Raw genomic sequence first — 26,656 nt, 5'->3', positions numbered from 1 at the left:
CGGTAGCCTCCATCTTAATGGATCGGCTTCGGTTTGGCTTGGTCGAGCAATTGCTCCAGCTCAGTGCGGTTAAACTGGTAAGCTTCATTACAGAAGTGGCATACGACCTCTGCTTTTCCTTCTTCTTCAATCGTTTGCTGCAATTCCGATTCGCCCATGCTGATCAGAGTCTGCTCTACACGCTCGCGCGAGCATTTGCATTGAAAACGCAAATCCAGCGACTCATGGATGACAACATCGTCGCCGACGACCCATTTGAGCAGCCCTTCTGGCGTCTCGCCCTGATCGAGCAGCGCAGTGACAGGAGGCATCGCACTGAGCGCTTTCTCCAGCTTTGTGATTTCCGCATCCGTAAGTCCTGGCATCAGCTGTACGATAAAGCCGCCAGCGTGGATGACGCGGCCGTCCTCATCGACCAGCACGCCGAGCCCAACTGCGGAAGGCGTCTGCTCCGATACGGCAAAATAATAGGTGAAGTCTTCGCCCAGCTCGCCGGAAACAATCGGAACGCTGCCGCGATAAGGCTCTTTCAGACCTAGATCCTTTGTAATATGAATATAACCGCTATGGCCTACTGCACCAGCAACATCAAGCTTGCCCTGCGCATTGCTTGGAAGCAGAACGAGCGGATTGTCCGTGTAGCCTCGCACTTCTCCATGAGCATTTGCATCAACAACGATTTGTCCCATTGGGCCTTCGCCCTTCACTTGAATCGTCAGCTTTTCTTCGCCCTTCAGCATGGCGCCCATAATAGCTCCGGCTGTTGCCGTTCTGCCGAGTGCCGCCGTTGCTGTCGGCAGTGTACCGTGCCGTCGCTGCAGCTCATCGACCAATTTCGTCGTACGGGCAGCGAAGACCCGAATTTTGCCTTCCCATGCCGTGCCGCGCACCAAAAAATCTTTCCTTTGCTCCATCGTCTATCCCTCCTGATTCCGTTCATATATAATACGCAAGCCTTCTAATGTCAGAAGCGGATCAACCTCATCTATCGTTTCCGATTCTGAGCTAATTAACTCAGCCAAGCCGCCCGTCGCGATGACACGCGGCGAAACTTTAAATTCCTTGCGGATTCTGCGCACGATACCGTCCACTTGTCCAGCATAGCCGTATATAATTCCCGCCTGCATAGATGTGACCGGATTGCGGCCGATTACGCTTGGCGGCTTCACCAGCTCAATTCGCGGCAGCTTCGCCGCCCGCTGATAAAGCGCCTCTGTCGAGATAGCAATGCCCGGTACAATTGCGCCGCCCAAATAACTGCCAGCCGCATCAATGTAATCAAACGTCGTTGCGGTGCCAAAGTCGACGACAATAAGCGGGCTGCCATATTTGACGATGCCCGCCACCGAATTCACGATGCGGTCAGCGCCGACCTCGCGGGGATTTTCATACCGGATATTGAGTCCTGTCTTCACGCCTGGGCCGACGATATACGGTTTCTTGCGCAAATACTTCATGCACAGCTGCTCCAGCGTCCGCATGAGCGGTGGAACAACGGATGAAATAATAACGCCTTCCATCTGCTCCAAACGCATGCCGGCAAAATGAAACAAATGATGAAAGTTAATGCCATATTCATCAACTGTAGCGGAACGATTCGTGCTGAGCCTCCAGTGATGGAGCAGCTCCTTGCCTTGATAAATACCCAGCACTATATTCGTATTGCCGACGTCAATGACGAGAATCAAGACATGGCCCCTCCCTTCTTCGCAAACAGGTCGAGACTAATATCAAGCGATTGAAAGGAGTAGGTAAGGCCTCCTACCGAAATGACATCTACACCGCAAGCGGCTATGCCGTGAATCGTATCAAGCCGCACATTTCCCGAAGCTTCTACAATAACATGTGGCGCGCGCTGCTTGATTTGCTTTACAGCGGCTTTCATCATCTCATGCGGCATATTGTCCAGCATAATAATATCAGCACCGCATGCAATCGCCTCATCGACTTGCTCTAAAGACTCCGTCTCCACTTCGATTTTCATCGTATGGGGAATACCTGCTCGCGCTGCTTCCACCGCTTCTCGAATACCGCCTGCGCCCTTAATATGATTATCCTTGATCATAACGGCATCATACAAGCCAAATCGGTGATTCGAGCCGCCGCCTACACGAACGGCATATTTTTCAAGCAGACGATGGCCAGGCGTCGTTTTGCGAGTGTCGACCAGTCGGACCGGCAGGCCTTGCAGCGCCGCTACAAATTCACTAGTCTTCGTCGCCACTCCAGACATCCGCTGCATTAAATTAAGCGCTAGTCGCTCCCCAGTGAGCAGACTATGGATGCTGCCCTCTACTTCAGCGAGTACAGTGCCTTTTTCAACATACTGCCCATCCTCGACCTTTGCTGTGAAAGCTAGCGATTGGTCAACGATTTCAAACACAAGACGCGCAATCGGAATGCCGGCAATCCGCCCATTTTCCTTCACATGAATGACGGCCTTCGCCTGCGCTCCACGTGGAATAGTCATAGCTGTCGTTACATCGCCGCTCCCGATATCTTCAGCGAGCCAGCCACGTATTTGCGCGCGCAGCGCTTCATTATAGCCATCCAGCGTTGTCTCAAACATTGGTTAACCGCTCCTCTGTCCTCCCGTATACACGGTGCATTACGGTATGCTTGCGCCATACTTGATCATTGCGCTCCGGGAAGTCCTCACGGTAATGCGCGCCGCGGCTCTCCTCCCGCTGCAAAGCGGATTCCGCCGTCAACAGGGCGCATGTCAGCATATTGGCAAATTCAAACTCTTCCCGCTTGGTCAGCATGGCTTGAAAAATAGTCAACTGGCGCCGCAGCTCCTCCAGCCCCTTCGCGAGACCCTTGGCATCGCGCTGCAAGCCCGCGTACCTGACCATCACTTTTTGCAGCTTCAATCTCCGCTCCACCACTGCCTGAATCGGCACGCTGCTGCGCGGTACGCTGCTCTCTATTATAGGCTGAATCTCTGCATGCTCTGCAAGTTTATCAATCGCCTCGACGATCCGCTTGCCGAAAACGACCGCTTCCGAAAGCGAATTGCTCGCTAAGCGATTCGCTCCGTGAACGCCTGTCGAGGAAACCTCGCCGCACGCAAACAACCTTTTAATATTGGTTTCTCCATCGAGATCGGTTTTAACACCGCCCATCATATAATGGGCAGCAGGGGCGACCGGAATCCAATCCGTCGTCAGATCCAAACCGTATTGCAGGCAAAATTCATAAATATTCGGAAAACGATGCTTCACCATATCCGGCGACTCATGCGTCACATCCAAATAAACAAAGGTTGATTTCGTTGCCTCCATCTCGCTAATAATGGCGCGGGCCACCACGTCACGCGGCGCCAGCTCCAGCTGAGGATGGTAACGCTCCATAAAACGCTCGCCCCGCGTATTGCGAAGCACGGCTCCTTCGCCGCGCACCGCCTCTGAAATCAGAAACCGCGGCGCTCCTGGGTAGCATAGGGAGGTCGGATGAAATTGAACAAACTCTACATCCTGGATATAAGCCCCTGCCCGGTAAGCCATTGCAATCCCATCGCCTGTGGCCACCTCAGGATTCGTCGTGTAACGATAGAGCTGGCCAGCACCACCAGAGCATAGAATGGTTGCCTTGCCGCGCACAAACAGACGCGAGCCGTCCGGTTTTTGCACAACAGCGCCAACGCATTCTCCATCATTAGTCACCAAATCGATGACAAAATGGTCGTCCCAAACTTCAATACCCGGTTTAGACAACGCTTTCTCCGATAAGGCTCGTACAATTTCGTAGCCCGTCGCATCCCCGTTCGCATGCAAAATACGGCGCTGGCTGTGAGCGCCTTCCTTCGTCAGCGCAAACTCGCCATTTTCCAAATCGAACTGCGTCCCCATTTCAATGAGCTGATTTACCCCTTCCGGCCCCTCATGCACGAGCACATTGACCGCATCCTCTGAGCACAAGCCTGCTCCTGCAATCAACGTATCCTCGCTGTGGTAAGTGGGTGAATCATCCTCCGATATGACCGCGGCAATGCCGCCCTGCGCATAACGGGTGTTGCTGTCGAGCAGCGACTTCTTCGTAATCATCAGCACGGAATGCCGATCACTTGCCCGAAGTGCGGTAAAAAGACCGGCAATGCCGGCCCCAATCACAATTACATCCTTCTCGATTACCGGCAGTTCGTCCAAATTGATGTCTACAAGGTATCTGGGAATCATTTTTCGCGCCTCCAGGCATAGGAGTAGCGCATGCTGCTCCTATTTCACGAGTAACATGCGCTCCAGGGACAAGCGTGCTTGATCCGCCACATGCGGCGGTACATAGATTTGCGGCTGCATCGTTTCGAGGCATTTTACCAGCTTTTTGAGGTTATTAACCTTCATGTTCGGGCAGACCAAATATTTAGATGCAAAAAGGAATGTTTTGTCCGGACTGTCCAGCCGCAGCTGATAGCCCGTGCCATCCTCCGTGCCGACAATGAACTCCTTGCAATCCGATTCCTTGCAATATTTAATAATTGCTGTCGTACTGCCGACAAAGTCACCCAGCTCCACCACTTCAGGGCGGCACTCAGGATGCACAACAAACTGTGCATTCGGGTATTTCGCTTTCATTTCCTCTACATCCTTGACCGTCAACATGTCGTGCGTGTTGCAGTAGCCCTCCCAGATAATCATGTTCTTATCGGTTTTCTGCTGCACGTAATGCCCAAGGTTTTTGTCCGGTACCCAAATGACGTCTTGGCCTTCAACGGAGTTCACAACGTTAACCGCATTTGCCGATGTACAGCAAATGTCAGTCTCTGCCTTAATTTCGGCAGATGAGTTAATATACGTAACGACGGTCGCATTCGGATGCTGAGCTTTCAGCTTGCGAAGACCATCGACATTGACCATATCCGCCATCGGGCAGCCTGCACGCTCGTCCGGAATAATAACCGTTTTGTTCGGTGCCAAAATTTTTGCGCTCTCGCCCATAAAATGCACACCGCAAAATACGATGACATCCGCATCCGTCTGTGCCGCTTTTTGTGCTAGCAAAAACGAATCTCCACGGAAATCTGCAACCTCTTGAATTTCATCACGCTGATAATAATGAGCAAGAATGATGGCGTTGCGCTCTTTCTTCAATTGCATTAGCCGTTCCCGCAGTTCGCGGTTCTGCTCCGCCTTGCGTTCCAGTGCCAGTGCTTCCACAGTTAATCCTCTCCTCTTATGAGGGAAGGGCAAGCTGATTGCCCATTCCAGATATGGCTACTTCCGACTTTGTGAATTGATGCACAAACCTAAAAAGTCGTTCGCCTTTCATTTGACCTTTACGGTAAATTCATTTGATAAGGTTTAATTTACTCCAGGCAGATCATGCTGTCAATGCGTTTATGACAAAAGTGTGAATTACCTATGAAAATAACTCCTGACGCAGCTGAACTTTCCATCAATGGCGACGATTGTGTATAAATGCAGCATTTACACACATAGTTATCAACAAGTTATCCACAATCGTGGATTTTCTGTGACTAACCTTGCGCAAATGATCAGAATACAAAAACTTCCCTTGGATTAATCACCAGATACGTGATATCCATGGGAAGTTTGGTGCTCTTTAGATCCTGTTAGCGTTTTGCCGGATCGTATGGTTCGCCAAGCGAGCCTGGAGCAGAAGAACGTCCTACTGCACCAACGAGTACAACCAGCGTCAATACGTATGGCAGCATGTAGAAAAACTCGGTCGGAATTTGCTGCGACCAATCGAACAGTTGGGCAAAGTTGCGAATCGCTTGCGCGAAGCCAAAGAAAATAGCAGCTCCCGCAACGCCGAGCGGATTCCATTTTCCGAAAATAACTGCCGCGATAGCGATAAAGCCTTGGCCCGAAATCGTATTATGGGCAAAGTTGCTCGTCGTTGTTAACGTAATGGTCGCACCGCCAAGACCCGCAAGTGCGCCGCTGAGCAGCACGCCGATATAACGGTATTTCGTTACGCTGATACCCACTGTATCGGCCGAGCTTGGGTATTCACCGACTGCGCGGAGGCGCAAGCCGAAGTGCGTTTTGTACAGTACAATATAGCTGATAATGACAAGCAAAATAACAACATAGGTCGTCGGATAAGCTTTAAAGAACGCCTCTCCAAAAAACGGAATATCTGATAAATAAGGGATTTCCCATTTGTTGAATACATGAGTCAGCGTTGTTGTTTGTCCCGAACCTTCATACAAGCTTTTGGTCAAATAAATCGCTATGCCCGCTGCCAAAATATTAATAACGACACCAACTATCGTCTGATCCGCCTTAAATGTAATGGTAGATACCGCATGTAGAAGGGCAAATAACACGCCATATATTGCTGCCCCCACTAAGCCTATCCACGGAGCAGATTCCTCATAACCAGCTTGTATCGCATAATCGGTAATGACTGCTGCCGCGAACGCGCCTGACACCATCAGGCCTTCGAGACCGATATTAATAACGCCAGACCGCTCAGAAAAGAGACCACCTAGACCTGTGAAAATAAGCGCCGTAGAAAATACAAGCGTAACGTTAATAAGCTGACCCAATATTTCCAGTGCATTCATATTAGATCGCCTCCTTACGCTTGTCTGCACGTCGTCCAAGGAATGGTTTTATGAAAAACTTTACTATGCCATGCGAAGCAATAAAGAAGATGACCGAACCAATAACGATTCGAACGAGCTCCGGCGGTACACCCGCTCCAAAGCTCATACCCGCAGAGCCATAGCTGAGACCACCGAACAGTATAGCACCGAACAACACGCCAATTGGCGTATTGCCGCCAAGCAGAGCAACCGCGATACCATCAAAGCCATAGCCCCATGGCGCTGCTAGAATCGTCTGATAGCCAAATACGCCCAGCGTCTCAAACACGCCTGCCAGTCCCGCAAACAGTCCGCTAATAAACATCGACTTTACAATGGTGCGATTGACATTAATCCCTGCATACAGCGCTGCGTCAGGGCTTTGTCCCACTGCTCTGAGCTCATAGCCCTGCTTCGTTCTCCATAGTATAATATAAAATACACCAATACCGAGCAAGGCAATGACCGTGCCCCAATGCATACGGGCATGATCCATCGCATCGGACAACCAGCCAATCGATACCAGTGCAGATTCTTGGATTGGATCTGATTTTTGCTGCCCTTTTGCCACAAAAAATGCGCGAATAATGTAATTGGACAAATAAAGCGCGACCCAGTTCAACATAATCGAAGAAATAACTTCATTAACGCCGCGAACAGCCTTTAAATAGCCGGTCAAGGCCGCCCATAAGCCTCCGCACAGCGCTCCGACAATAATAGCAAGCGGAGCATGCAGAAACCACGGTAGGTCCAGCGTAATCCCTATGACGGTTGCACCAGTCATACCCATCATGAACTGGCCTTCTACCCCGATATTAAACAGACCTGTACGGAAAGCGAAAGCAACCGCTGTACCTGTGAATATGAGCGGAGTAATCGCACGAATAGCCTCGCCCATATCGTAAGCACTGCCAAACAGCTTTTTAATCAGTGATTGGTAAGCCAGTATAGGATCAAACCCGCCTGCCAGCATGGCTATTGCCCCGCACAACAGACCCAAAATGATAGCCACCAAGGGGACCAGGAAGGATGTTTTATTGAATATTTTGTCCGCAATTCCTTTGACTTTATCCATGGTTGCTAACTCCCCCCTTTGCTCGGCTCATTCGCCGCCGAATTGCCTGCCATCATTAGACCCAGCTGTTGATCGTCACGCTGATCTGCATCGGCATACCCCATAATTTTACCTTCATACATAACCGCAATGCGATCAGACAACGCGTACAGCTCATCCAGCTCGAACGATACAAGCAAAATCGCTTTACCTGCATCCCGCGCTTCAATCAGCCGCTTATGCACATATTCGATCGCACCTATATCCAAGCCACGAGTCGGCTGCACAGCAATGAGCAATGATGGATTTTTCCAGAGCTCACGGGCTATAATAGCCTTCTGCTGGTTGCCGCCCGACAAGGAGCGGGCCTTTGCCCCAATACCTGACGAACGTACATCAAACTCCGTTACTAATTGATTCGCAAGCAAGTCTATTGCTTTATAATCGATAAAGCCGTTTTTGCCGAACTGCGGATCAAAGTAAGTATCCAGCACCATATTTTCGCTGAGTGTGAAATCAAGCACCATACCATGCTTGTGTCGATCCTCTGGAATGTGACTGACGCCTGCTACGGACAATTGGCGCGGCGTTTTATTGATCATTTCCTTGCCCTGAAGCTTTACAGATCCGCTTGATGCTTTACGCATTCCTGTAATGGCCTGTACCAGCTCACTTTGTCCATTGCCGTCAACACCAGCAATACCCAAAATTTCGCCCGCACGGATATCAAAGGCTACACCGTTCAGAACGAGTTTTTTCTCTTCGCCCTTCATCGTAAGGTTGTCAACGGATACGATAAGCTCTCCGGGCTCTTTCTTAGTCTTTATAGCCTGGAAATTAACATCGCGGCCTACCATAAGCTCAGCAAGCTGCTGCTCATTCGTTTCTTTGGTCGTGACGGTACGCACAACCTTGCCACGACGAATAACCGTAACGGAATCCGCAAGTGCCATAACCTCTTTGAGCTTATGCGTAATCAAAATAATGGACTTGCCTTCGGCAGCCAAATTGCGCAATATGCCAATCAGCTCTTCGATCTCCTGTACGGTCAGCACCGCTGTCGGTTCATCGAAGATCAAAATTTCGGCCCCGCGGTACAACGTTTTCAAAATTTCCACACGCTGCTGCATGCCCACCGTAATATCTTTAATCCGCACCTGCGGATCTACTTTCAATGCATAACGCTCCGAGATGGAACGGACTTTGTCATTTGCTTGCTTATAATTGACGAATGTGCCAAACTTGCGCGGCTCATTGCCAAGCACAATATTTTCCGCCACCGTAAATGGCTGTACGAGCTTAAAGTGCTGATGCACCATGCCAATTCCAAGTTCAATCGCCTTACCTGCACCTTCAATAACTGTTTTATTGCCGTTAACCCAAATTTCTCCTTCATCCGGCTGATACAGCCCGAACAAAATGTTCATCAATGTGGACTTGCCTGCACCATTCTCGCCCAGCAATGCATGGATTTCGCCTTTCTTGAGCTCAAAATCAATCGAATCATTGGCTACAAGCCCGGGAAAGCGTTTCGTAATCCCCTTAAGTGTGACAGCCGCTGCACTTTGTTTCATCCAGTTATCCTCCCCGGTTTGTTAGCTCCCAATCTCAAAAAAGGACAAGACCAGCTTATAGCAGGTCTTGTCGGCTGTACATAATAAACAAACGACATCTAAATAGATTGATTGAAAATTATTTAATATCAGTTGGAACTACAAGCGAACCGCTAATAATTTGTTGTTTGTAATCTTCAACTTTTGTCATAATTTCTTCAGATACGTTAGGGTTGTTTTCTGGCAGACCTACTGCACCGTCTTTTAGACCAAGAACAACCGATTTGCCGCCTTCCCATTTGCCATTAATCAGTTCAGTGGAAACTTGGTGAATGGCAGTTTCAACGCCTTTAAGCATGGAAGTAAGTGTGACTTCGTTGCCGAACTCGATGGATTGGTCTTTATCAACACCGATTACCCATACATCTTGCCCTGCTTTTTTACGAGCTGTTGCTTCGTTGAATACACCGTTGCCAGTACCACCAGCAACTTGGAAAATAATATCTACGCCGTCATTGTACATGACAGTTGCTGCTGCTTTACCCAAGTCCGGTTTACCGAATTCGCCCGTGTAGTTGCGGATAACCTTCGCTTCAGGGTTTACTGCTGCTACACCTGCATTGAAGCCTGCTTCAAATATAGTAACGCTCGGAATTTCCATACCGCCCACAAAACCAATTTTATTCGATTTTGTTGTCAAGCCAGCAACTACACCAGCAAGGAAAGAGCCTTCGTTAGCTGCGAAGTTAACAGAAACAACGTTTGGTGCGTTAACAGTACCGTCGATGATGCCGAACTTGGAGTCCGGATTGTCTTTCGCTACTTTACCCATTGCATCTTCAAACAGGAAGCCTACGCCCCAAATCATATCGTATTTCTCAGAAATGAAGGCACGCAGATTTGGTTCCATATCAGCGTCGCCTTTACTTTCCAAATATTTCGTTTCGGAGCCTGTATCTTTCGTTACACGTTGCAAGCCATCCCAAGCGCTTTGGTTAAAGGATTTATCATTTACGCCGCCTGTATCTGTAACCATGCCGATTTTGAGCTTAGCACCGGCTGCTGTCGATTCTTCAGGTGCAGCAGACGAAGCCTCAGGCGATGCCGTTCCGTTCGTGCCAGAAGTACCCTTGTTGCCACCGCCACAAGCAGACAATACTAATGCGAACATAAGAACAATAGACAACATAAAACCTAAACGTTTTTTCATCTTCGATTTCTCCCCTTATTATAGATGTGTTGTAACTGCAACCTGCTTGCTTATATTATTGTTGTTGTGCTTGGCTGCTATTCTCTTTATTATAATTGCTTATCCACATACGTCAACATTTTTACGTCATGTAACATGACACAGAAATTTTGTTCACGCCTATATCTCACAATTATTTAACATTTGTGCCAAACACGCCATTAAAAACCTCACACACACCCGACAAAACCAAATAATGGCTGCGTTTTACCTCTATTATTATAGGCTAAACCCGAACATTAATAAAGTAAAATTAATCAAGCGTGAACGGGTGAAACCGTCCTATGGCGGCAAAGCACCGTTGCGAGGGTGAAATATAAGTCCATTATAAGGGCGTACCTTATAAATGCTTTTATTTCAAAAAAAGACAGCTATTTTCTCGGTCACTACTGAGAAAATAGCTGTCTCCATAAACAACGGGAAAGGACGTTTGTTCAACGACCGACAATACCGGGTATAAAACACGTCCTTATCCTGTTTATTTCGGTTCTTCCTCATCGTTCGGTTTATCATCAGGCTTATCCAATGAAGGCGGAGTAATTTCTCCCGCTTCTCTTGATTGAATACGAACCTTTACATCGCCAATCGTATCGACGATTGGTTCAGTCGTTGGTTCAACAGCGACACTCTCTGCTTCGCCTTCCGCTATTTCAAGAGTGCCAGTTTCGATCAACCGTTTGATTTGATCCATTTCAAGCGTCTCTACAGACAGAAGCGTCTCTGCAATCGTGTGAACCTCTTTCGATCTCTCGGTGAGCAATTTTTTCGCACGTTCATAACAAGCTCCGATAATCGCCTGCATCTCTTGGTCAATTTCATAAGCGATCGCATCGGAGTAATTTTGTTCATGGCCGATATCACGTCCAAGGAACACCTGTCCTTGCGAGCTTCCGAATTGCAATGGGCCAAGCTTGTCGCTCATTCCGTATTCCATAATCATTGCACGAACGATGCTGGTTGCTTGTTTAAAGTCACTGTATGCGCCTGTGCCGATTTCGCCGATAAACAATTCCTCAGCTACACGTCCGCCAAGCAAGCCTGTCACTTTATCCAGCAGCTCCTGCTTCGTTACAAGCATCCGATCTTCCTTCGGCAGCATGATGACGTAACCGCCAGCTTTACCACGAGGAATAATGGTCACTTTATGAACGAGATCCGCATGCTCCAGGAAGAATCCAATAATCGTATGTCCAGCTTCATGGAAGGCAACAATGCGCTTCTCACGATCGCTGATTACACGGCTTTTCTTCTCTGTACCTACGATAACGCGGTCAATCGCTTCATCAACCTCAACCATTGCAATGTCTTTCTTGTTGCGACGGGCAGCAAGCAGTGCTGCTTCGTTCAGCAAGTTTTCAAGATCTGCTCCGGAGAAGCCTGTTGTACGTCTTGCGATAATATCCAGCTTGACGTCCTTGTTAAGCGGCTTATTGCGGGAATGCACTTTAAGCACCGCTTCACGGCCTTTCACATCTGGACGATCTACCGTAATTTGGCGGTCAAAACGTCCCGGACGCAGCAAGGCAGGGTCCAAAATATCAGGGCGGTTCGTTGCTGCAACGATAATGATACCTTCGTTCGCTCCAAATCCGTCCATCTCGACGAGCAATTGGTTGAGCGTTTGCTCACGTTCATCATGACCGCCGCCAAGACCAGCGCCACGTTGACGGCCAACGGCGTCAATCTCATCGATAAAGATAATACATGGTGCATTTTTCTTCGCATTTTCGAACAAATCACGGACACGGGATGCGCCGACACCGACGAACATTTCCACGAAGTCCGAACCTGAAATACTGAAGAATGGCACGCCTGCTTCACCAGCTACTGCACGGGCAAGCAACGTTTTACCTGTTCCCGGAGGACCATTGAGCAGAACACCCTTAGGAATACGGGCGCCTACCAGATTAAATTTACGCGGATCTTTGAGGAAGTCAACAACTTCAACAAGCTCTTGCTTCTCCTCATCCGCCCCTGCCACATCCTCGAAAGTGATGCGCTTCTTCTCTTCATTATAAAGCTTAGCGCGGCTTTTGCCGAAGTTCATGACTTTACCGCCGCCGCCTTGCGCTTGATTCATTAAGAAGAAGAACAGAATGAATATAATCACAAACGGAATGATGGAAGTAAGGAGCGTAAGCCAGACACTTGGCGTATCCATTGGTTTATACTGTAACTCAAAACCGTTCTTCACTGCGGCTTCACGCAATACCTCGCCTGAATCAATCCCTGCACGCGATGTGAACTGTATGCTCTTCGCGCTTTCGGGCTGTTGTTTGTATTTACCAGAAATATAATAAGACTGACCATCGTACTTTATCATCATTTCCGCGACGTTGTTCTCATTAATGGCAGCGCGAAGCTGATCATATCGTATTTCGACGGTAGTATCATTCTGATTGCTGATAAACTGAATAATCCCGACGGTTACCAAAAAGATGATCAAATAAAATCCAGTGTTACGGATGATCCGATTCATCTCCTACCTCCTCTCAAGACGCTTTTCATATTTTAACATAGCATGACTTTCCATCACAATAGAACCACTTGGAGGATAGCCATACTGGCTAAGCCCATTTAAAATTACTTCTCGTACACTTCCGGTTTCAAAACGCCAATAAACGGCAGGTTGCGGTAACGCTCGGCAAAATCAAGGCCATAACCGACAACGAATTCGTCCGGCAGCGTAAAGCCCGTGTAGTCCGCTTCGAGATCTACCGTACGGCGCGCTGGCTTATCGAACAGCGTAGCCACCGTAACCGATTTGGAATTGCGGCGCTCCAAAACATCAATCAAGTAGCTCAGCGTCAAGCCGCTGTCAATAATGTCCTCAACAATGAGCACATCACGGCCTTCAACCGATACATCAAGATCCTTAATAATCTTGACCACACCTGAGGACTTGGTCGATTGACCGTAGCTCGACACCGCCATAAAATCAATTTCCAGCGGAATTGTCATTTCCTTGATCAGGTCGGACATGAAAATAATGGCCCCTTTAAGGATACAAATAACGAGAGGGTCACGCCCTTCAAAATCCTGACTGAGCTTCTCGCCCATCTCACGCACCTTGGCCTGAATCTGCTGTGCATCGTAAAGCACTTCTTGAATGTCGTTTAACAACGGAAATCCCCCTACAGTACTTATGTTTATGAGTGTAATAGTGCTTCTTATTCTTTCGTCAAACGAATGAATAACAGTTCCTTCGTGCTTGTGCTGATTAGCGCATGGCCCGATCGCCTGAAGCCTGGAATCCACAGCAGCCGCCCGTCCGCATCAAATAGCAGGGGATAGCTTTCACGCTGTGAAGGAGGCAGCTTTTCGTCAACGAACATATCTTGCACTTTTTTAGACCCATTTAATCCTAAAACTTGAATTCGGTCACCACGGCGCCGATTTCGCACAGTTAGCGGAAACGTAAGCTGCTCCATATCGAAGCACGCTTCATGGCGCCCTGCCCGTTTTCCAGCAGCCTGATCATCAGCTGTCCGCCGCTCAAACGCGAGCCTCCAGCCGCCCGCCTCTACCTCTATGTATTGCTGGGTCAATGGTACAACTGCAAGCGCATAGTCCGTATTCGTGTCCTCCTGCTTCGGCAATCTGACAAAACGCATATGGTCGTATTCACGCAAACAGCGCAAGCCGTTACCAATATCCATACGCCAAGTGCTTGAACTTTCGGGCGCTGCGGCAAGCCGCATAGACTCGATATTGTCGAAGGAGACCACATCAGCATCCCTCGAAAGATAATCTAATATTAGTTTAATCAATCTCCTTTGTAAAGCGACATGAAGGCCTGCCAAACGACTGCAGCTTACAGAACATTCCTCCGGCTTGGTATAGGCTAATTCTTCGAATAAAGCTTTAGTCTGGCTATCCAGCCATTCATCCTCGGCCCCCGCCACTTCAGCAAGGCGGCCAAGCGATTCAGACAGCTGCGGATTGAAGCTGGATAACTGCGGAATAACATCCAGACGGACAACATTGCGAAAGTAGTGGCGCTTCTCGTTGCTGCTGTCCTCACAATACGGAATGCCATGATGACAGCAGTATTGTAAAAGGTCTGTTTTGTTCTTACGCATGAGGGGGCGAATGAGTTCCACGTTTTTTTCCCGCCTGCGCACCGCCATGCCGGAAAGCCCCGAAATACCGCTTCCGCGTATCAAATGCATGAGTACCGTTTCCGCCTGATCATCCGCATGATGGGCAAGGGCAATCGCCTGGGCTCCCCACCTCTCTGCAACCTCATGCAAATAGGCGTAGCGTTTCGCGCGCGCCGCCGATTGTGCATTCATTTTTGTTTCTTCTATATAAGCAGGCAAATCGAGTTCTGCCAGCTCAAAAGGCAGCCCAAGCTCGCCTGCATAGCGCCGAACGACCTCCGCCTCCAGCGCCGACTCCTCCGGCCGGAAGCCGTGATTCACATGAGCCGCCACAACGCTTAGCGCACCGCTCGACCTCAGGCGGCTCATGAGATGCAGCAGCGCCATGGAATCCGGTCCCCCGGAGACGGCAACAACTATGCAGTCTCCTTCGCTCCACAGCCGTTCAGTCGCTGCCAGCTTCTGGACTTCGGGAAGCATATCGATTCCTATCGTCATTTTCCCTTCCCTCATTCCCTTCTGGCTTCGCCTTCTTCAACATACTGGCGAAACCTTCCTATAACATCTTATGTCATTACATACCCACGCGAAGCAGCCAATAAACCGATACAGCCAGCATAATCGCCGAACCCGCAACTAGCCCTTTAAGCCAAAAAGGAGTCGGTGCAGCCTGCTTGCGGTTCGTTCCATGCATCAACACGCGCCACGCCTCCGCGCCTTCAGCAGCATCTGCGAAACGTCCCGCAAGCGCTTCTGCAAGCCAGCCTGCAATCGGCTTCAGTGAAGCATTGGTTGCAATGAGCTGCTCCAAATCCTCGGTCGAACGATTTTGCGGGAGCAGCGTCAAGGTGAGCTGGTGCAGCCGCTTCGGGTCGTGCATCTGGATGCACAGCACCGCGAAAGAAAATAAGTCGTATTTCAAATCGGCTGCCCGAGACCCTGCATTCCAGTAGCCGCGGTCATAAATTTCAGTGAACTGGCGAATGCTCTTCCCTACCGCCGTCACCCCGCCGTAATCCACCAGCTCGACATGCCCGTAATCGGCCACCATCACATTTTCCATCTTCAAATCGCAAAATACCCAGCCCTTGTTGTGAAGCTCCGCCAGTTTATTCAATAAATTGAGGCTGACCAGCGGGAACCATTCCTTGCCGTTTTGCAGCAAATACGCAGACAAGTTCACTCCGCGCACATACTTCATAATATAAAAAGGGTAATCTCGTCCATCGGAGCCTTGCAGATCATCCACATCATACAAAAATGCAGGTGCCTGGCGCCTTCCCTGCTTCGCAAGCGTCTGAAGCACATTGATTTCCGACTGCAGGTCGACCGCATCAGCGCCTACCTTAAGCGCGACCCAGCCCTGGTCCGAGTGGACCAAGTACACTTTGCCATTGGCGCCTTCCCCAAGCAGACGCTCGACCCGATACTTACGGCGCTTCCATTTTCCAGTCACCACAGTGCCACGGTGGAGACTGATTCTAAACGACGTAGTCACTCATCATCCCATCCGTTTCTTCTCTGCTCCTCCTACCATAATCCCCCTGACGATAAAAATCAATGACCTGCATCAGCGCAGGACCCGTTGGCGTCGTTCCGCTCATTTGCAATTTTGGAAAAATGGACTGTGCTCCCGATAAATTATCCGTCCAGCCCAAATCCATTTTGCACTCTTCTCCATGCCTTCCGCCTGGAAAATGAAAGACAGCGATTTCGCTTTTCCCCTGCCTTGCTTGCAGGCTCAGCATTAGGTCGCGGATCGCTTCTTCTACCGCAATCAGCTTGGGCTTCATGCTGGCGCTGGCGTCGATAAGCAGCGCCACCTGCAGACTTGAGCTTTCCCCAAGCTCATCCATGACCCTCACGACCTCGCTGCGTGTCTCCGGCGGCAAATCCTCAATCGCCCCGCTGCCCAGCACATGCTTAAGCTCCTTCTGCACAGCCAGCTGAATCGTCTGTACAACCGTCTTGCGGGTCATCATTTGGACCGTCTGGGCCAGCTGGCGCGTTTGGACCATCCGGCTGATGCCGCCGCCCGCCCTTGCGATCTCCTCAATCTCCATGCTGCCGGACTCGCCTGCATCGCCGTGATCAAGCACCCCAACGACATTGACTGCAATACCTTCCGCCTTCGCATGGGCCGCCGCTATTATCGGACTAACCCCTACATTTGAACAACCATCGGTTATAAGCAAAATTTGTTTCATCCCTATCAATCTCCCCTCACAAGCGTAAACAGCCACAAACCAGCATGCCGCCCCACTTAGGGGGGACAAGGAGCTGATTCTATCAGCTTTGCCCATTTTAAGAGAGATAAACGGCTGCATGCAGAAAAAAACCAGCATTCATTCATAGCCGCTCCACTTTGAAGCACGCTATGAATGAATGCTGGTCCGGCCTGTCACCTCCAGTTAATCCATAAATTTAGCAGCCGCCCAGCCGTTTCTCAACCTTCTTTCCTTTCTCCTTTCTTCTTTTCATCTTCTCCCCTTATGCTAGCTTACCGTCCGCGGCCGCTCCATCCGCGTCAGTCCCGGCCAGCGGAATGCCGCCCACTCTGGCAAATGCTTGTCCACGCGTGCCACCAGCACGGTCATATCGTCGATAATCTCCCCCTTATGATGACGCACTACCGTATCGAGCAGTACATCCGCCATTTCCTGCGGGTCCTCCGTTTTCAGCTCATGAATAATTCGTTTCATCCACATCTCCTTATTGACCGCATGGCCCGGCGCATCATAAATGCCATCGCTCATCATAATGAGCGCATCTCCCGGCTGGAGCTGCATTGAAATCATATCCACATCAATATCCTGTAAAATGCCGATCGGCAAATTGTTAGCCGTAACTGGAATCACTTCCTTGCCGCGCTTAATAAAGCTCGGCGTTGATCCGATTTTCATAAACATCGTTGAGGCGGTATAAAGATCGATAATGGCGAGGTCCACGGTTGCGAATACTTCATCTGAGGAACGCAGGAGCAGGATGGAGTTGACCGATTTGACCGCGAGCTTCTCGTCCATACCCGACTTGAGCAGCTGCTGCAAAATCGACAGCGCTGCGCTGCTTTCCTGGCGCGCCCTCTCTCCATTTCCCATGCCATCGCTAATCGCCACGGCAAATTTGCCGTTGCCAAGCTCCACCATGCTAAAGCTGTCGCCTGACAGCAGATCGCCCCCTTTGGCCGCACCAGCAACGCCCGTTTCAATTTCAAATACTTTGGCGGAGCCAAATACGACTCTTGTTGCTTCTCCATTTTTCTCCGGTTCCTCCTCGAGTTTAACTGCAATATGCTCACCTAAAATGTCCGTAAGCAGCGGCGCAATAATTTTGCGACACTCATCATATCCCTTGCTAAATGTATGGTACAGCTCAATATCAACATTGCCCTCCTCCAAATTAATCACTTCAATTTCTCGAATCGACAGACCCAGCCCCTCCAGCGCCTCCCTAATTTGCTCCTCCTGCAGATGCAGCGTTTGTCCCTCGCGGCGAATTTCCTTTGCCAAGTCCTCCATAACCTGGGATACGCCGGTCAATTGCTCAGCCACCAGCTGACGGGAGTCGAATATTTGCTTCTTCCAGTGCATATTATTTTGATAAAGCTCGTACTGCTGCTTCATGACAGACATCACCTGCGTCGACTTGGAGCAATGGGCAGTCCACGTTCTCGGCATATCCTTGGCTCCAGGAGCCCGCTCCTGCTCTACCGTCGTCATCATCTCGGTCATCACTTTATAGGTCTGATAAAATTTATCCCCCCAGCATGCGTTTTGCCGATGGCAGCTGGCACAGCTTCGAGCCGCCACCTCATTCATAAAATGAGTAATCTCATCTTCGCGGTTCATCGCCACAACACTGCCGTTTAACTGCCCGAAGCTCCGCGAGAGCTGCCGGAACATCTCCGAATATTGCGTGACTCGCTCCGCCGTCACCTCACGCACCCGCTTCGCATATTCATGCTGCGACTTGGCATGCTCATTCGTTCCCGGCACATAGCGGGATATCGTCCGGATCATGACCCGCGGCGTCAATATCAGCATAATAGCCGCTGTAACCGATTCCCAGGTGGACGCCATCACATCGCCTTGGCCGCCTACATATACAGCTAAAATGGACGTCCCGAGCAGCATGCCGAAGGCTACAGCCATCTTCCCTCCATCCCGCAGCAGCCCCGCCAGCAGCCCCGCAAAAGCCAGCAGACTCATCTGCACAATGGCGTTGAAGTCCGCAAGGCTGAGTATGAGCCCCGCAATGACCCCGACCGATGCTCCAAGCGGCGCTCCCCCAGCAAGCGCGAACAGCACCAGCATATACCGCGACATAATATGCTCCACCGACATGCCGTAAATCACCCAGCCCACTGCCCCTGTCATGACAGAAGCGAGCAAAATCATTAGACATATAATCTCCTCGCTCCGCAGTGCCGCCGTCTTCTTAGACATGGTCAGCACCGGTATGGCTTGAATGAATACGAGGGTGAGAACGAAGCCAAGCGCCGCTTCCACTACAACCAGCATGATGCTGTACCAGGTCAGCGTATCCAAGGTGAAGGCATGAAACAATTGGACAAGCAAGGTGGCGGTAAATACGAGCAGCGGAGCCGAAGCAAGCTCAGCTTTCTCATAGGCTTCGAGCCCCTTGAACAAAAGAAATAATGCCGCAATTTCCATCGCAATCCAGACCGGGGAGGGTGTAACCGCAAAGAAGCTCCCCACCACCACTGACAGCCCAACCCAAGCAACCGCATCCTTTCGAAGAAAATAAATGACGGCGAAATAAGCGGCGGCAAACGGCATAAGCGACTCCAAAATGACGGCTCGTCCAAGCAAAAAACCAACAGCAACAAGCAGGAAGGTCCATTTTTTCGCCAGCACCAGCTGAATAAATCGCTGCGAGGCAACGCGCTCCTTGATTTTACCGATTCGAGGCTGCAGCCATCCTTCTTTCTTTCCTCTGGGAAATACGAGTACACTTTCCTTGTTCATCCGCAGACACCACCATTTCCGAATGTATTGTGTTTCCCATTATAGGAGGTCGTCCACAGGAAGTTTGTCAGTTTAACGTAGGCGGCCCAAAAGTTTTTTCCGACAAAATCAACTGCCCTCGCAGTCCTTGTCAAAAGCAAATTTTCGCTTGCCCTGTCTGGGCTCATACCTGCTTCTTTGCAGCCATTGCCTCGAACAGCTTCAACAAAAACCGTCTATTGGCACTTCTATTTGTTGGCGAATATACAGGTGAACGTGTCGGTATTGAAAGAGTAGGGGAGGAAAAAACTTGGAGGCGGCACATAAACGCAAAAAAAGCAGAACCATAAAGGCTCTGCTCTTGTCATTAAAATATAGCTCTTACTTAAACCCGCTTGGCTCCGCGTCCACCGCGTTTGCCTTCGGTATTCTTCTTCAGGGAGGAAATGCGTTCTTCACTGTCTTTCAGGAAGCGCGACACTTTATCCTCAAAAGTTGGTTTTCCGTAAGCTGGTCTCCCGGCCTGCTGCTTGAATGGACGTCCACCACCGCCGCCGCCGTGTCCTCCACGGTCGCCACGATCCTGACCGCCACCACTGCCGCCGCGATTAAAGCGCTCTCCGCCGCCACCAGGTCCGCCACTCGGCCGAGTGCTTGGACGTGATTCGCGTGCAGGAGGCAGTTGGCCTTCTGGTCGATCAATTGCCTGTTTAATGGAAAGTCCAATTTTTCCGTCTTTGTCAACGTTAATCACTTTGACCTTGACCACGTCTTCGATCTTCAGGTGATCTTTCACGTCTTTGACGTAATTATCAGCAATTTCCGAGATGTGAACGAGACCTGTGACACCTCCAGACAAATCAACGAATGCCCCGAAATGCGTAATGCCTGTCACTTTGCCCTCTAACTTCGCGCCTACTTCAATTGCCATAAAATAAAATGTTCCTCCCTAAAAGTTTCGCTTAATGTACTATTAACGTGATTATAACCGAACGGAAGAAGGAAGGTCAACAGACGTTCACCCGTTTGTGCGTCTATTTAACCACCTGTATCTGTTGTTCGCCCTCTTTAACCATGCCTTGACCTTTGGTTGCCAGCTGGGCAATATATTCCGGATCGTTAAGCCGCTCAATTTCCTGTTGCAGCTGCTGCGCTTGATTGGTGGCTTCTTCCTTCTGTTTCATTACAGCTGCAAGCCGCAGTTCGGTAGCGTTTTGCTGCTGGATTTGTCCAAAGAAGGTATAAGCCGCCCAGCCCATGAAGAGGACAATAAACATCATCCACATCTTGATCCGACGCTTGGAGCCTGGATTAACGGTTAACTTGTTTGCTGCTGCTGTCGCCAAATGCTTGTACCCCCTTAAGAAATAGAACCAGATGCATCCATCACTCGATCTGCTCCCTGCCATGAAACTTAGAATAACTTCCGCCAAAGTGCAACTACGCGTGCAACCGCTGCCTTAAAGCGTTCTGCTAGCTTAAGCTTATTGGCAGCCTTCGTGAATTGACGATTCAACGGACGTATGATAGGACCTAATACCCACCATAGCAATAGCCATAATGGACGAGTCAATTTTAACACAATTTTTAGAACAAAAATAGTGAAAGCAGTCCCAAATCCCAGTACTACAATACCTAATTTGTATAATAGAAGGATCGGCTTAATAATGACAAATTCCACTGTTTTGACAATTCCTCTGATTAGTGCGCGGATGGTGCGAATGATGCCCTGTACCAGTTTGATGACTGGCTTGCTAAACAGAAAGTAATAACTGGTCACACCTATTGCCAGCCCTAGGAAAACGTACGCCCGCACCTCGCCATTGTTGCTTGCGTACAGCACACGGAACACAATAATCGACGCTACCAGCCAGTAAATAATATCCAGAACCGGCAGCCACCACCGCGGAAACCGCAGCTCATTCGACACCACACGGTAGCCGTCAAAAGCGACTCCCATGCCGATTCCTGACAGAAGCATCATCGCGATCGTGTACCACTGCATCGTCAGCGTCACTTAAATAATTTACCAAATAGGCTTTTGGATTTGCTTGGGGCATTGCCATCCAGATAGGCGAGCGAATGAACGAGCCCCTCTATAGCGACAAAGCCTTGCTCCAGGCTGAGATGTTTAATATGCAGGTTCTGCCCTTTAATCGTCAGGAAGCCCAGATCCGTTTCCAGCAAAAATTCCTCGCTGTCAAAGCTCTCCACATTCAATACGCCGGTAATCTCCAGAAGCTTTCGATTGAGCATCTTCACTTCCTGACGCTTCTGTCCTTTATTCTGTTCCACCATTGACCCGTCCCTCCACTTCAAAAGCGTAGCTTATGCTAAAGCTTATGGGAGTGGGACGAACTTTAGAACCTGTCCAGTGGGACAAATCTATGGAGTCTATGAAAGGACTCACGAAAATAGAGCAGCTACCGATATATACCCTATTCTATGATTTTGAAACCTCGCAACGCCTTACCTTCCTATCTATTAAAAGAAAGCTTCTATTGCGTTCAGCGGGCGCTTTTTACCCGTTTCAGCTGGGCCACAATAATGATGCTGATCACGACGAGCAGCAGCCATGAGCTGATTTTGCTCACATGAACGAGCGTCCATTGCTTTTCCTGATCCGGATAGGCCCATGCCCCGAAAAAAGTCATAATATTTTCCGCTATCCAAATAAAAAATCCGGTTAGAGCAAAAGCCAGCGTCAGCGGCATCGCATACACGGCATCTCCAAGCCTGAAACGGACGCTCGTGCGCCAGAATACGATGATCAGGCCCGCCATCAGCACCCATCTGAAATCCCACAAATAATGGTGGGTAAAAAAGTTCAAATATATCGCTGCGCTGATCGCTACCGCATACGCCATTTTTGGCCAGCCCACCATCTCCAGATGGAGCCTGCGCCAAGACTGACAAATATAGCTCGCTACGCTCGCATACATGAAGCCGCTGTACAGCGGAACGTCGAATACTCTTGACCAGCCTTCGCCCAGATACGTCCAAGAGCCCATTTTCACTTTATACACCTCAAGCACCAGCCCGATAATATGAAACAGGCAAATGACCTTTAGCTCATCCCACGTCTCCAGCTTCGTAGCTACCATAACGACCTGCATGGCCAAGCAGATGAGCAGAATAAGATCATACCGGGCAATGCCCGGCACATGGACGTAATGCGTAAGAGCCATAGCCCCGAAGATCGTAACCGGAAACAGGCAGTTCAGCGCCTGCAAGTAGCCGAACAACAGCAGCTTTTTCAGAAAAAAAATCATTTCGCCTCTACTTCGTCAACCACACCGCTCAAATGCAGCGCACAATTAAACCTCTCACATGTCCAGCCGCCTGCGGCATTCGCATAAATCGTCGAGATGGACGTATTTTGAAGCGGCTCGTTCTTATAGGCATCCGGCACAAGCTCCTTCAAGCAGCGGCCGATGAGCGCACCATGGCTGACGATGAGTACATTTTCACCTGGGTGGTTAAGGGCTATCTCGCTCAGCACCTCGCTGCCACGACCAACAACCGATTCATGGCTTTCTCCCTGCCAGTCCATTTCCCGCCAATCGGCTCCCCACTTCTCGATACGCTCCGCCTCCGTCGTGCCCTCCAGCAGGCCGCCTCCCATTTCCCGCAGCCGCTCATCCTGTTTGACCGCCACACCGCCGCCCAGACGCTTTGCCACCGCCTCAGCCGTCGCAAGCGCTCGCTGCAGATCACTGGAGTAAATATGATGCCATTCCTCCTTGCTGAGCCGCTCCGCCAACACCTCCGCTTGCTGCAAGCCTTCCTCATTCAACGGAATATCCGTAGAGCCCTGCGCTCTCCCCTCGACGTTCCATTGCGTAACCCCATGCCTGATCCAACCTATTTTCGTCATGCTCCAGTTTCCCTCCTTGATTTTGCTCCATCCACAGTTATATACGTATACCTATAAAAAAAGGGTCGCTCTGCACATAATTACCATGCGCGAGCAACCCTTTATCTTTATTGCCATTCGAGATCATTGTCACGCGGACGCTGTTCTTCCTTCAGCACCGTGTAGAGCTCACCGGCTTCATCCTTGCGGGTCGTTTCGGCAATTCGCTCAATTCGAACGGTTACTGTCTTCTGCCCGTATTGGATAGCAAGCTCATCCCCAACCTTTACGGCGCTGCTCGCTTTCGCTTCACGGCCGTTGATCCAGACGCGTCCCTGCTCGGACACATCCTTAGCGACTGTACGCCGCTTGATCAGGCGGGATACCTTAAGAAACTTATCCAGACGCATGAATTACTGGATAGCTTCTTTCAGCTTGTTGCCTGCTTTAAATGCAGGAACTTTCGATTCTGGAATGTTAATCTCTTTGCCAGTTTGTGGGTTGCGGCCAACACGGCTGGAGCGTGTGCGCGTTTCGAAAGTACCGAAGCCGATCAATTGTACTTTGTCTCCACCAGCAAGAGCATCTGTTACTTCACCAAGAAAGCCGTTAAGAACAGCCTCTACATCACGTTTAGTCAAACCGCTTTTTGTTGCAATGTTGTTAACCAAATCTGTTTTGTTCATTCTAAAATCCTCCTAATAATAAGCTTAGCTAATGGTATAGCCGCACAGTGCGGCCTACGTTCGTGAAAGTTTGAAACTGTTACACTTACGAAGTTAACTTATTCTGCTTGCCGACATGAATTCCTGCCGCTGACCGCAAATTTTTTTCACGAAAAGTGCGGAATCTTTGCTGCTCTTAGCGAACCGCGTAACTTACTGTCGCTTTGCTTCTTCCCACCAGCGGTCCATTTCTGTTAAATCAGTCTGGTCAAAAGTTTTGTTGCTTATACGAAGCTGCTCCTCAATATAAGCAAAACGCGACTTGAATTTACGGTTCGTCATCGTCAGAGCCTCCTCTGGGTCAGCATGGATGAATCTCGCTGCATTGACGACGGCGAACAGCAAATCGCCCAGCTCGCCCGCCTGCTCCAGCTCGTCCTTCGAGGCAATCGCTTCACGAAGCTCGGAAAGCTCCTCCTGAATTTTATCGAGCACAGGCCCAAGATCATCCCAGTCAAAGCCGACCTTCGCCGCCTTCTTCTGAAGCTTGTATGCCTTCATCAGCGCCGGAAGGTCCTGCGGAATGCCGTCCAGCTGCGACTGCCGGCTGGCAGCTGTGCCATTGCGCTCCTTCTCCTCAGCCTTCATCTGCTCCCAATTGCCAAGCGCCTCAACGGCATCCGCAGCGCTGCTGGCGCCAAATACATGCGGATGACGGAACAGCAGCTTCTCGTTCAGCGTCTCAATGACATCATAGACAGTGAACGCGCCCGTCTCCTCCTCCATCTGGCTATGCAGCATCACCTGCAAAATCACATCGCCGAACTCCTCGCGCATACCGTCCGGATCATCATTATCTATCGCTTCAAGAGCCTCGTACAGCTCTTCGATAAAGTTTTTGCGGATAGACGAGTGCGTCTGCTCCCGATCCCATGGGCAGCCTTCCGGGCTGCGCAAAATGGCCACAATCTCATGAAGCCGATCAAAAGAACGGTTCAGCACCGCATCCTCCGACGTACGCGGCACGTACAGCAGCGATAGATTGCCAAAGCCTTGTGTACGATCAAGCTCATAGAGCGGCACGCGAATAATCTGCTCTTCGCCGGCAACACCGAGTGCATGTCCGATGACAACCTCGAAGTCGTCGGGATAACGCTCCATTAAAGCCAGCTTCACGTCGGATGCGGTAAACGCATCGTAAATTTGCCCAATAATCGTATGTACCCGTGGTTGAAGCATGGCGGGCTGAAGCTCTGCGGCATCCAGCAGCGCAAAACCTTCAATCGGGTCAATGCCGAGCCGAATAAACGCTTGATCCAGGAAGCTCTCTCCACCGATAATGTCAAGCTGCACGCCTGCATCCGTACAGCGCTCGCGGAGCAGCTGAACCGTACGTTCTGCGACCATTGGATGCCCCGGAACGGCGTACACGACCTCTCCCTGCGACGATTGCGCCTCTAACAGCAGCATGGCTGCTATCGCCTCGTACACCTCTGGAAACGTATCATGCTGTTCATACACCGAATCAAACGAGGTATACGCAAGCTCATGCTCCTTAAGCAGCGAAATCGCAGGATGCTGCTCCGTCCTGACATAGACGCGCGATGCCTGCTGGAGTCTGCGCCATACGCCAAGCGTCATTTGATCGGCGTCGCCAGAACCGAGGCCAACAACCGTAATATGCGGTTCACTCATTATTCTCCCACTCTCCTACAATTGGCTTGTCCCATTAGTATACTAAAGAAGATGCTGCTACTACAAAAAAGCGAACAAGCCCCCTTCTCAATTCCCTCAATTGGAAAAACGGGGGTACTACATTAAAAAGGTTTATCATTTCCAATTTTTAAACTAATTTACAGCTCCTATAACCTGAAAGTTGAGCTCATATATGCTCAGACATCCAGTCCCCAGCAACACAAACAAATAATAGCCCGGTGCTTAAACAGCTATCCTGCTGTGTGCACCGGGCTTTGCGTTTGAAGAGACAGCCTGTTTTACTGCTCCATTTGCTTCGCTAAAAAGCCAGCAGCAGTCTCTGCCATTTTTTGCTCCATAATCGACATTTTCACAGCCTCATCCTTGCTTAGCAGCACAACGGTACCAATCGGGTCTCCGCCTGCAATAATCGGCGCTACAACGAAGGCTGAGAAAGTGTCGCTTATATCTTTAATCATCTCATAAGCCCCGGGAGTCGTTTCAGCCACAGCTTTGCGGTTCTCCATGCAGCTTTCCAGTATCGGCCCTACCTGCTTGTCCAGCAAATCTTTCTTGGAGGCGCCGGCTACCGCAATAATCGTATCCCGGTCAGAGATGAGCGCCACATGATTCGTGCTCTCAAACAACGATTCTGCGTATTCTTTGGCAAAATCCCCGAGTTCGCCAATAGGAGAGTACTTCTTAAGAATAACCTCCCCGTCGCGATCAACAAATATTTCAAGCGGGTCACCTTCCCGAATGCGTAGTGTCCGGCGAATTTCCTTCGGAATAACTACACGCCCAAGATCATCAATGCGGCGTACAATTCCAGTTGCTTTCATTTCATGTTGCCCCACTTTCCTAGAGGATTTTAAGTCTACTGGGTACGAACTGCCTGTCTAATAGCGTAAACGGCTCTCGCCGTCATTTATCGGCAAAGGCTCGTTTTGCGCTGAAA

General features: G+C 49.9%; 25 protein-coding genes. All 25 read right to left on the bottom strand.

Features of this window, described 5'->3' with window-relative positions; all coding sequences use genetic code 11:
• Positions 1 to 14: 14 nt before the first annotated feature.
• On the bottom strand, positions 15 to 914 hold the full coding sequence (gene hslO / locus ABEW34_RS03025; protein ID WP_430154744.1) for an Hsp33 family molecular chaperone HslO: 900 nt from the start codon (positions 912 to 914) through the stop codon (positions 15 to 17).
• A 3-nt stretch (positions 915 to 917) separates the two neighbouring features.
• Positions 918 to 1,688, bottom strand: coding sequence for a type III pantothenate kinase (locus ABEW34_RS03020; RefSeq protein ID WP_056034779.1), 771 nt, complete (start codon positions 1,686 to 1,688; stop codon positions 918 to 920).
• A complete protein-coding gene (gene nadC / locus ABEW34_RS03015) occupies positions 1,685 to 2,569 on the bottom strand; it encodes a carboxylating nicotinate-nucleotide diphosphorylase (RefSeq protein WP_430154742.1) in 885 nt (294 codons plus the stop codon). Before nadC ends, ABEW34_RS03020 begins: the two co-directional genes overlap by 4 nt.
• Positions 2,562 to 4,178 (bottom strand): L-aspartate oxidase, encoded by a 1,617-nt coding sequence (gene nadB / locus ABEW34_RS03010; RefSeq protein ID WP_430154740.1) that lies wholly within the window; start codon positions 4,176 to 4,178, stop codon positions 2,562 to 2,564. The genes nadC and nadB overlap by 8 nt, the downstream gene beginning before the upstream one ends.
• A 39-nt stretch (positions 4,179 to 4,217) precedes the next feature.
• On the bottom strand, positions 4,218 to 5,156 hold the full coding sequence (gene nadA, locus ABEW34_RS03005; RefSeq protein ID WP_430154738.1) for a quinolinate synthase NadA: 939 nt from the start codon (positions 5,154 to 5,156) through the stop codon (positions 4,218 to 4,220).
• 416 nt (positions 5,157 to 5,572) lie between these two features.
• Complete coding sequence (locus ABEW34_RS03000; protein ID WP_430154736.1) at positions 5,573 to 6,535, bottom strand: ABC transporter permease; 963 nt, start codon at positions 6,533 to 6,535, stop codon at positions 5,573 to 5,575.
• A gap of 1 nt (position 6,536) precedes the next feature.
• Positions 6,537 to 7,631, bottom strand: a complete 1,095-nt coding sequence (locus ABEW34_RS02995; protein ID WP_430154734.1) for an ABC transporter permease — start codon at positions 7,629 to 7,631, stop codon at positions 6,537 to 6,539.
• Positions 7,632 to 7,636: 5 nt separating this feature from the next.
• Positions 7,637 to 9,184, bottom strand: coding sequence for an ABC transporter ATP-binding protein (locus tag ABEW34_RS02990; RefSeq protein ID WP_430154732.1), 1,548 nt, complete (start codon positions 9,182 to 9,184; stop codon positions 7,637 to 7,639).
• Positions 9,185 to 9,302: 118 nt separating this feature from the next.
• On the bottom strand, positions 9,303 to 10,373 hold the full coding sequence (locus ABEW34_RS02985) for a BMP family ABC transporter substrate-binding protein (protein WP_430154730.1): 1,071 nt from the start codon (positions 10,371 to 10,373) through the stop codon (positions 9,303 to 9,305).
• A 517-nt stretch (positions 10,374 to 10,890) separates the two neighbouring features.
• Positions 10,891 to 12,891, bottom strand: a complete 2,001-nt coding sequence (ftsH, locus tag ABEW34_RS02980; RefSeq protein ID WP_430154728.1) for an ATP-dependent zinc metalloprotease FtsH — start codon at positions 12,889 to 12,891, stop codon at positions 10,891 to 10,893.
• A gap of 104 nt (positions 12,892 to 12,995) precedes the next feature.
• Positions 12,996 to 13,535, bottom strand: coding sequence for a hypoxanthine phosphoribosyltransferase (gene hpt / locus ABEW34_RS02975; protein ID WP_430154726.1), 540 nt, complete (start codon positions 13,533 to 13,535; stop codon positions 12,996 to 12,998).
• Positions 13,536 to 13,582: 47 nt separating this feature from the next.
• On the bottom strand, positions 13,583 to 15,013 hold the full coding sequence (gene tilS, locus ABEW34_RS02970; RefSeq protein ID WP_430154724.1) for a tRNA lysidine(34) synthetase TilS: 1,431 nt from the start codon (positions 15,011 to 15,013) through the stop codon (positions 13,583 to 13,585).
• 76 nt (positions 15,014 to 15,089) lie between these two features.
• Positions 15,090 to 16,013 (bottom strand): protein kinase domain-containing protein, encoded by a 924-nt coding sequence (locus ABEW34_RS02965; RefSeq protein ID WP_430154722.1) that lies wholly within the window; start codon positions 16,011 to 16,013, stop codon positions 15,090 to 15,092.
• Positions 15,997 to 16,722: a hypothetical protein gene (locus ABEW34_RS02960; RefSeq protein WP_430154720.1), complete on the bottom strand. Its 726-nt coding sequence runs from the start codon at positions 16,720 to 16,722 to the stop codon at positions 15,997 to 15,999. Before ABEW34_RS02960 ends, ABEW34_RS02965 begins: the two co-directional genes overlap by 17 nt.
• 288 nt (positions 16,723 to 17,010) lie before the next feature.
• The gene (gene spoIIE, locus ABEW34_RS02955; protein WP_430154719.1) at positions 17,011 to 19,503 is read right to left on the bottom strand and encodes a stage II sporulation protein E; all 2,493 of its coding nucleotides are present in this window, start codon (positions 19,501 to 19,503) and stop codon (positions 17,011 to 17,013) included.
• A gap of 364 nt (positions 19,504 to 19,867) precedes the next feature.
• The gene (locus tag ABEW34_RS02950; protein ID WP_430154717.1) at positions 19,868 to 20,413 is read right to left on the bottom strand and encodes a S1 domain-containing RNA-binding protein; all 546 of its coding nucleotides are present in this window, start codon (positions 20,411 to 20,413) and stop codon (positions 19,868 to 19,870) included.
• Between the two features lie 103 nt (positions 20,414 to 20,516).
• On the bottom strand, positions 20,517 to 20,828 hold the full coding sequence (locus tag ABEW34_RS02945; RefSeq protein ID WP_056034815.1) for an FtsB family cell division protein: 312 nt from the start codon (positions 20,826 to 20,828) through the stop codon (positions 20,517 to 20,519).
• A 68-nt stretch (positions 20,829 to 20,896) separates the two neighbouring features.
• Positions 20,897 to 21,499, bottom strand: coding sequence for a spore cortex biosynthesis protein YabQ (gene yabQ, locus ABEW34_RS02940; RefSeq protein WP_430154715.1), 603 nt, complete (start codon positions 21,497 to 21,499; stop codon positions 20,897 to 20,899).
• Positions 21,496 to 21,780 (bottom strand): sporulation protein YabP, encoded by a 285-nt coding sequence (gene yabP, locus ABEW34_RS02935; RefSeq protein ID WP_099517812.1) that lies wholly within the window; start codon positions 21,778 to 21,780, stop codon positions 21,496 to 21,498. The genes yabQ and yabP overlap by 4 nt, the downstream gene beginning before the upstream one ends.
• A 209-nt stretch (positions 21,781 to 21,989) precedes the next feature.
• Complete coding sequence (locus ABEW34_RS02930; RefSeq protein WP_430154774.1) at positions 21,990 to 22,751, bottom strand: DUF817 domain-containing protein; 762 nt, start codon at positions 22,749 to 22,751, stop codon at positions 21,990 to 21,992.
• Complete coding sequence (locus tag ABEW34_RS02925; protein WP_430154713.1) at positions 22,751 to 23,359, bottom strand: histidine phosphatase family protein; 609 nt, start codon at positions 23,357 to 23,359, stop codon at positions 22,751 to 22,753. The genes ABEW34_RS02930 and ABEW34_RS02925 overlap by 1 nt, the downstream gene beginning before the upstream one ends.
• A 107-nt stretch (positions 23,360 to 23,466) precedes the next feature.
• Complete coding sequence (locus ABEW34_RS02920; protein WP_046234424.1) at positions 23,467 to 23,748, bottom strand: RNA-binding S4 domain-containing protein; 282 nt, start codon at positions 23,746 to 23,748, stop codon at positions 23,467 to 23,469.
• A 3-nt stretch (positions 23,749 to 23,751) separates the two neighbouring features.
• A complete protein-coding gene (locus ABEW34_RS02915) occupies positions 23,752 to 24,024 on the bottom strand; it encodes an HU family DNA-binding protein (RefSeq protein WP_430154711.1) in 273 nt (90 codons plus the stop codon).
• 192 nt (positions 24,025 to 24,216) lie between these two features.
• On the bottom strand, positions 24,217 to 25,698 hold the full coding sequence (gene mazG, locus ABEW34_RS02910) for a nucleoside triphosphate pyrophosphohydrolase (RefSeq protein WP_430154709.1): 1,482 nt from the start codon (positions 25,696 to 25,698) through the stop codon (positions 24,217 to 24,219).
• A 299-nt stretch (positions 25,699 to 25,997) separates the two neighbouring features.
• Positions 25,998 to 26,540 carry a stage V sporulation protein T gene (gene spoVT, locus ABEW34_RS02905; RefSeq protein ID WP_430154708.1) on the bottom strand — a complete coding sequence of 181 codons (543 nt, stop codon included), beginning with the start codon at positions 26,538 to 26,540 and terminating at the stop codon, positions 25,998 to 26,000.
• Positions 26,541 to 26,656 lie beyond the last annotated feature (116 nt).

Origin of the sequence: Paenibacillus algorifonticola, assembly GCF_050481745.1 — a bacterium.
Classification (GTDB): Bacteria; Bacillota; Bacilli; order Paenibacillales; family Paenibacillaceae; genus Pristimantibacillus; species Pristimantibacillus algorifonticola_A.
This window is presented reverse-complemented; position numbering and strand designations above follow the sequence as displayed.

Excerpts from the sequence above, each read along its gene's own strand:
- yabP (WP_099517812.1), bottom strand. The coding sequence starts at position 21,780 with ATGGTGGAACAGAATAAAGGACAGAAGCGTCAGGAAGTGAAGATGCTC.
- hslO (WP_430154744.1), bottom strand. The coding sequence starts at position 914 with ATGGAGCAAAGGAAAGATTTTTTGGTGCGCGGCACGGCATGGGAAGGC.
- nadB (WP_430154740.1), bottom strand. The coding sequence starts at position 4,178 with ATGATTCCCAGATACCTTGTAGACATCAATTTGGACGAACTGCCGGTA.
- ABEW34_RS03000 (WP_430154736.1), bottom strand. The coding sequence starts at position 6,535 with ATGAATGCACTGGAAATATTGGGTCAGCTTATTAACGTTACGCTTGTA.
- ABEW34_RS02995 (WP_430154734.1), bottom strand. The coding sequence starts at position 7,631 with ATGGATAAAGTCAAAGGAATTGCGGACAAAATATTCAATAAAACATCC.
- spoIIE (WP_430154719.1), bottom strand. The coding sequence starts at position 19,503 with ATGAACAAGGAAAGTGTACTCGTATTTCCCAGAGGAAAGAAAGAAGGA.
- mazG (WP_430154709.1), bottom strand. The coding sequence starts at position 25,698 with ATGAGTGAACCGCATATTACGGTTGTTGGCCTCGGTTCTGGCGACGCC.
- ABEW34_RS02985 (WP_430154730.1), bottom strand. The coding sequence starts at position 10,373 with ATGAAAAAACGTTTAGGTTTTATGTTGTCTATTGTTCTTATGTTCGCA.
- tilS (WP_430154724.1), bottom strand. The coding sequence starts at position 15,013 with ATGACGATAGGAATCGATATGCTTCCCGAAGTCCAGAAGCTGGCAGCG.
- ABEW34_RS02925 (WP_430154713.1), bottom strand. The coding sequence starts at position 23,359 with ATGACGAAAATAGGTTGGATCAGGCATGGGGTTACGCAATGGAACGTC.
- ABEW34_RS02950 (WP_430154717.1), bottom strand. The coding sequence starts at position 20,413 with ATGGCAATTGAAGTAGGCGCGAAGTTAGAGGGCAAAGTGACAGGCATT.
- spoVT (WP_430154708.1), bottom strand. The coding sequence starts at position 26,540 with ATGAAAGCAACTGGAATTGTACGCCGCATTGATGATCTTGGGCGTGTA.
- ABEW34_RS02960 (WP_430154720.1), bottom strand. The coding sequence starts at position 16,722 with ATGAAACAAATTTTGCTTATAACCGATGGTTGTTCAAATGTAGGGGTT.
- ABEW34_RS02990 (WP_430154732.1), bottom strand. The coding sequence starts at position 9,184 with ATGAAACAAAGTGCAGCGGCTGTCACACTTAAGGGGATTACGAAACGC.
- ftsH (WP_430154728.1), bottom strand. The coding sequence starts at position 12,891 with ATGAATCGGATCATCCGTAACACTGGATTTTATTTGATCATCTTTTTG.
- ABEW34_RS02915 (WP_430154711.1), bottom strand. The coding sequence starts at position 24,024 with ATGAACAAAACAGATTTGGTTAACAACATTGCAACAAAAAGCGGTTTG.
- ABEW34_RS02920 (WP_046234424.1), bottom strand. The coding sequence starts at position 23,748 with ATGCGTCTGGATAAGTTTCTTAAGGTATCCCGCCTGATCAAGCGGCGT.
- nadC (WP_430154742.1), bottom strand. The coding sequence starts at position 2,569 with ATGTTTGAGACAACGCTGGATGGCTATAATGAAGCGCTGCGCGCGCAA.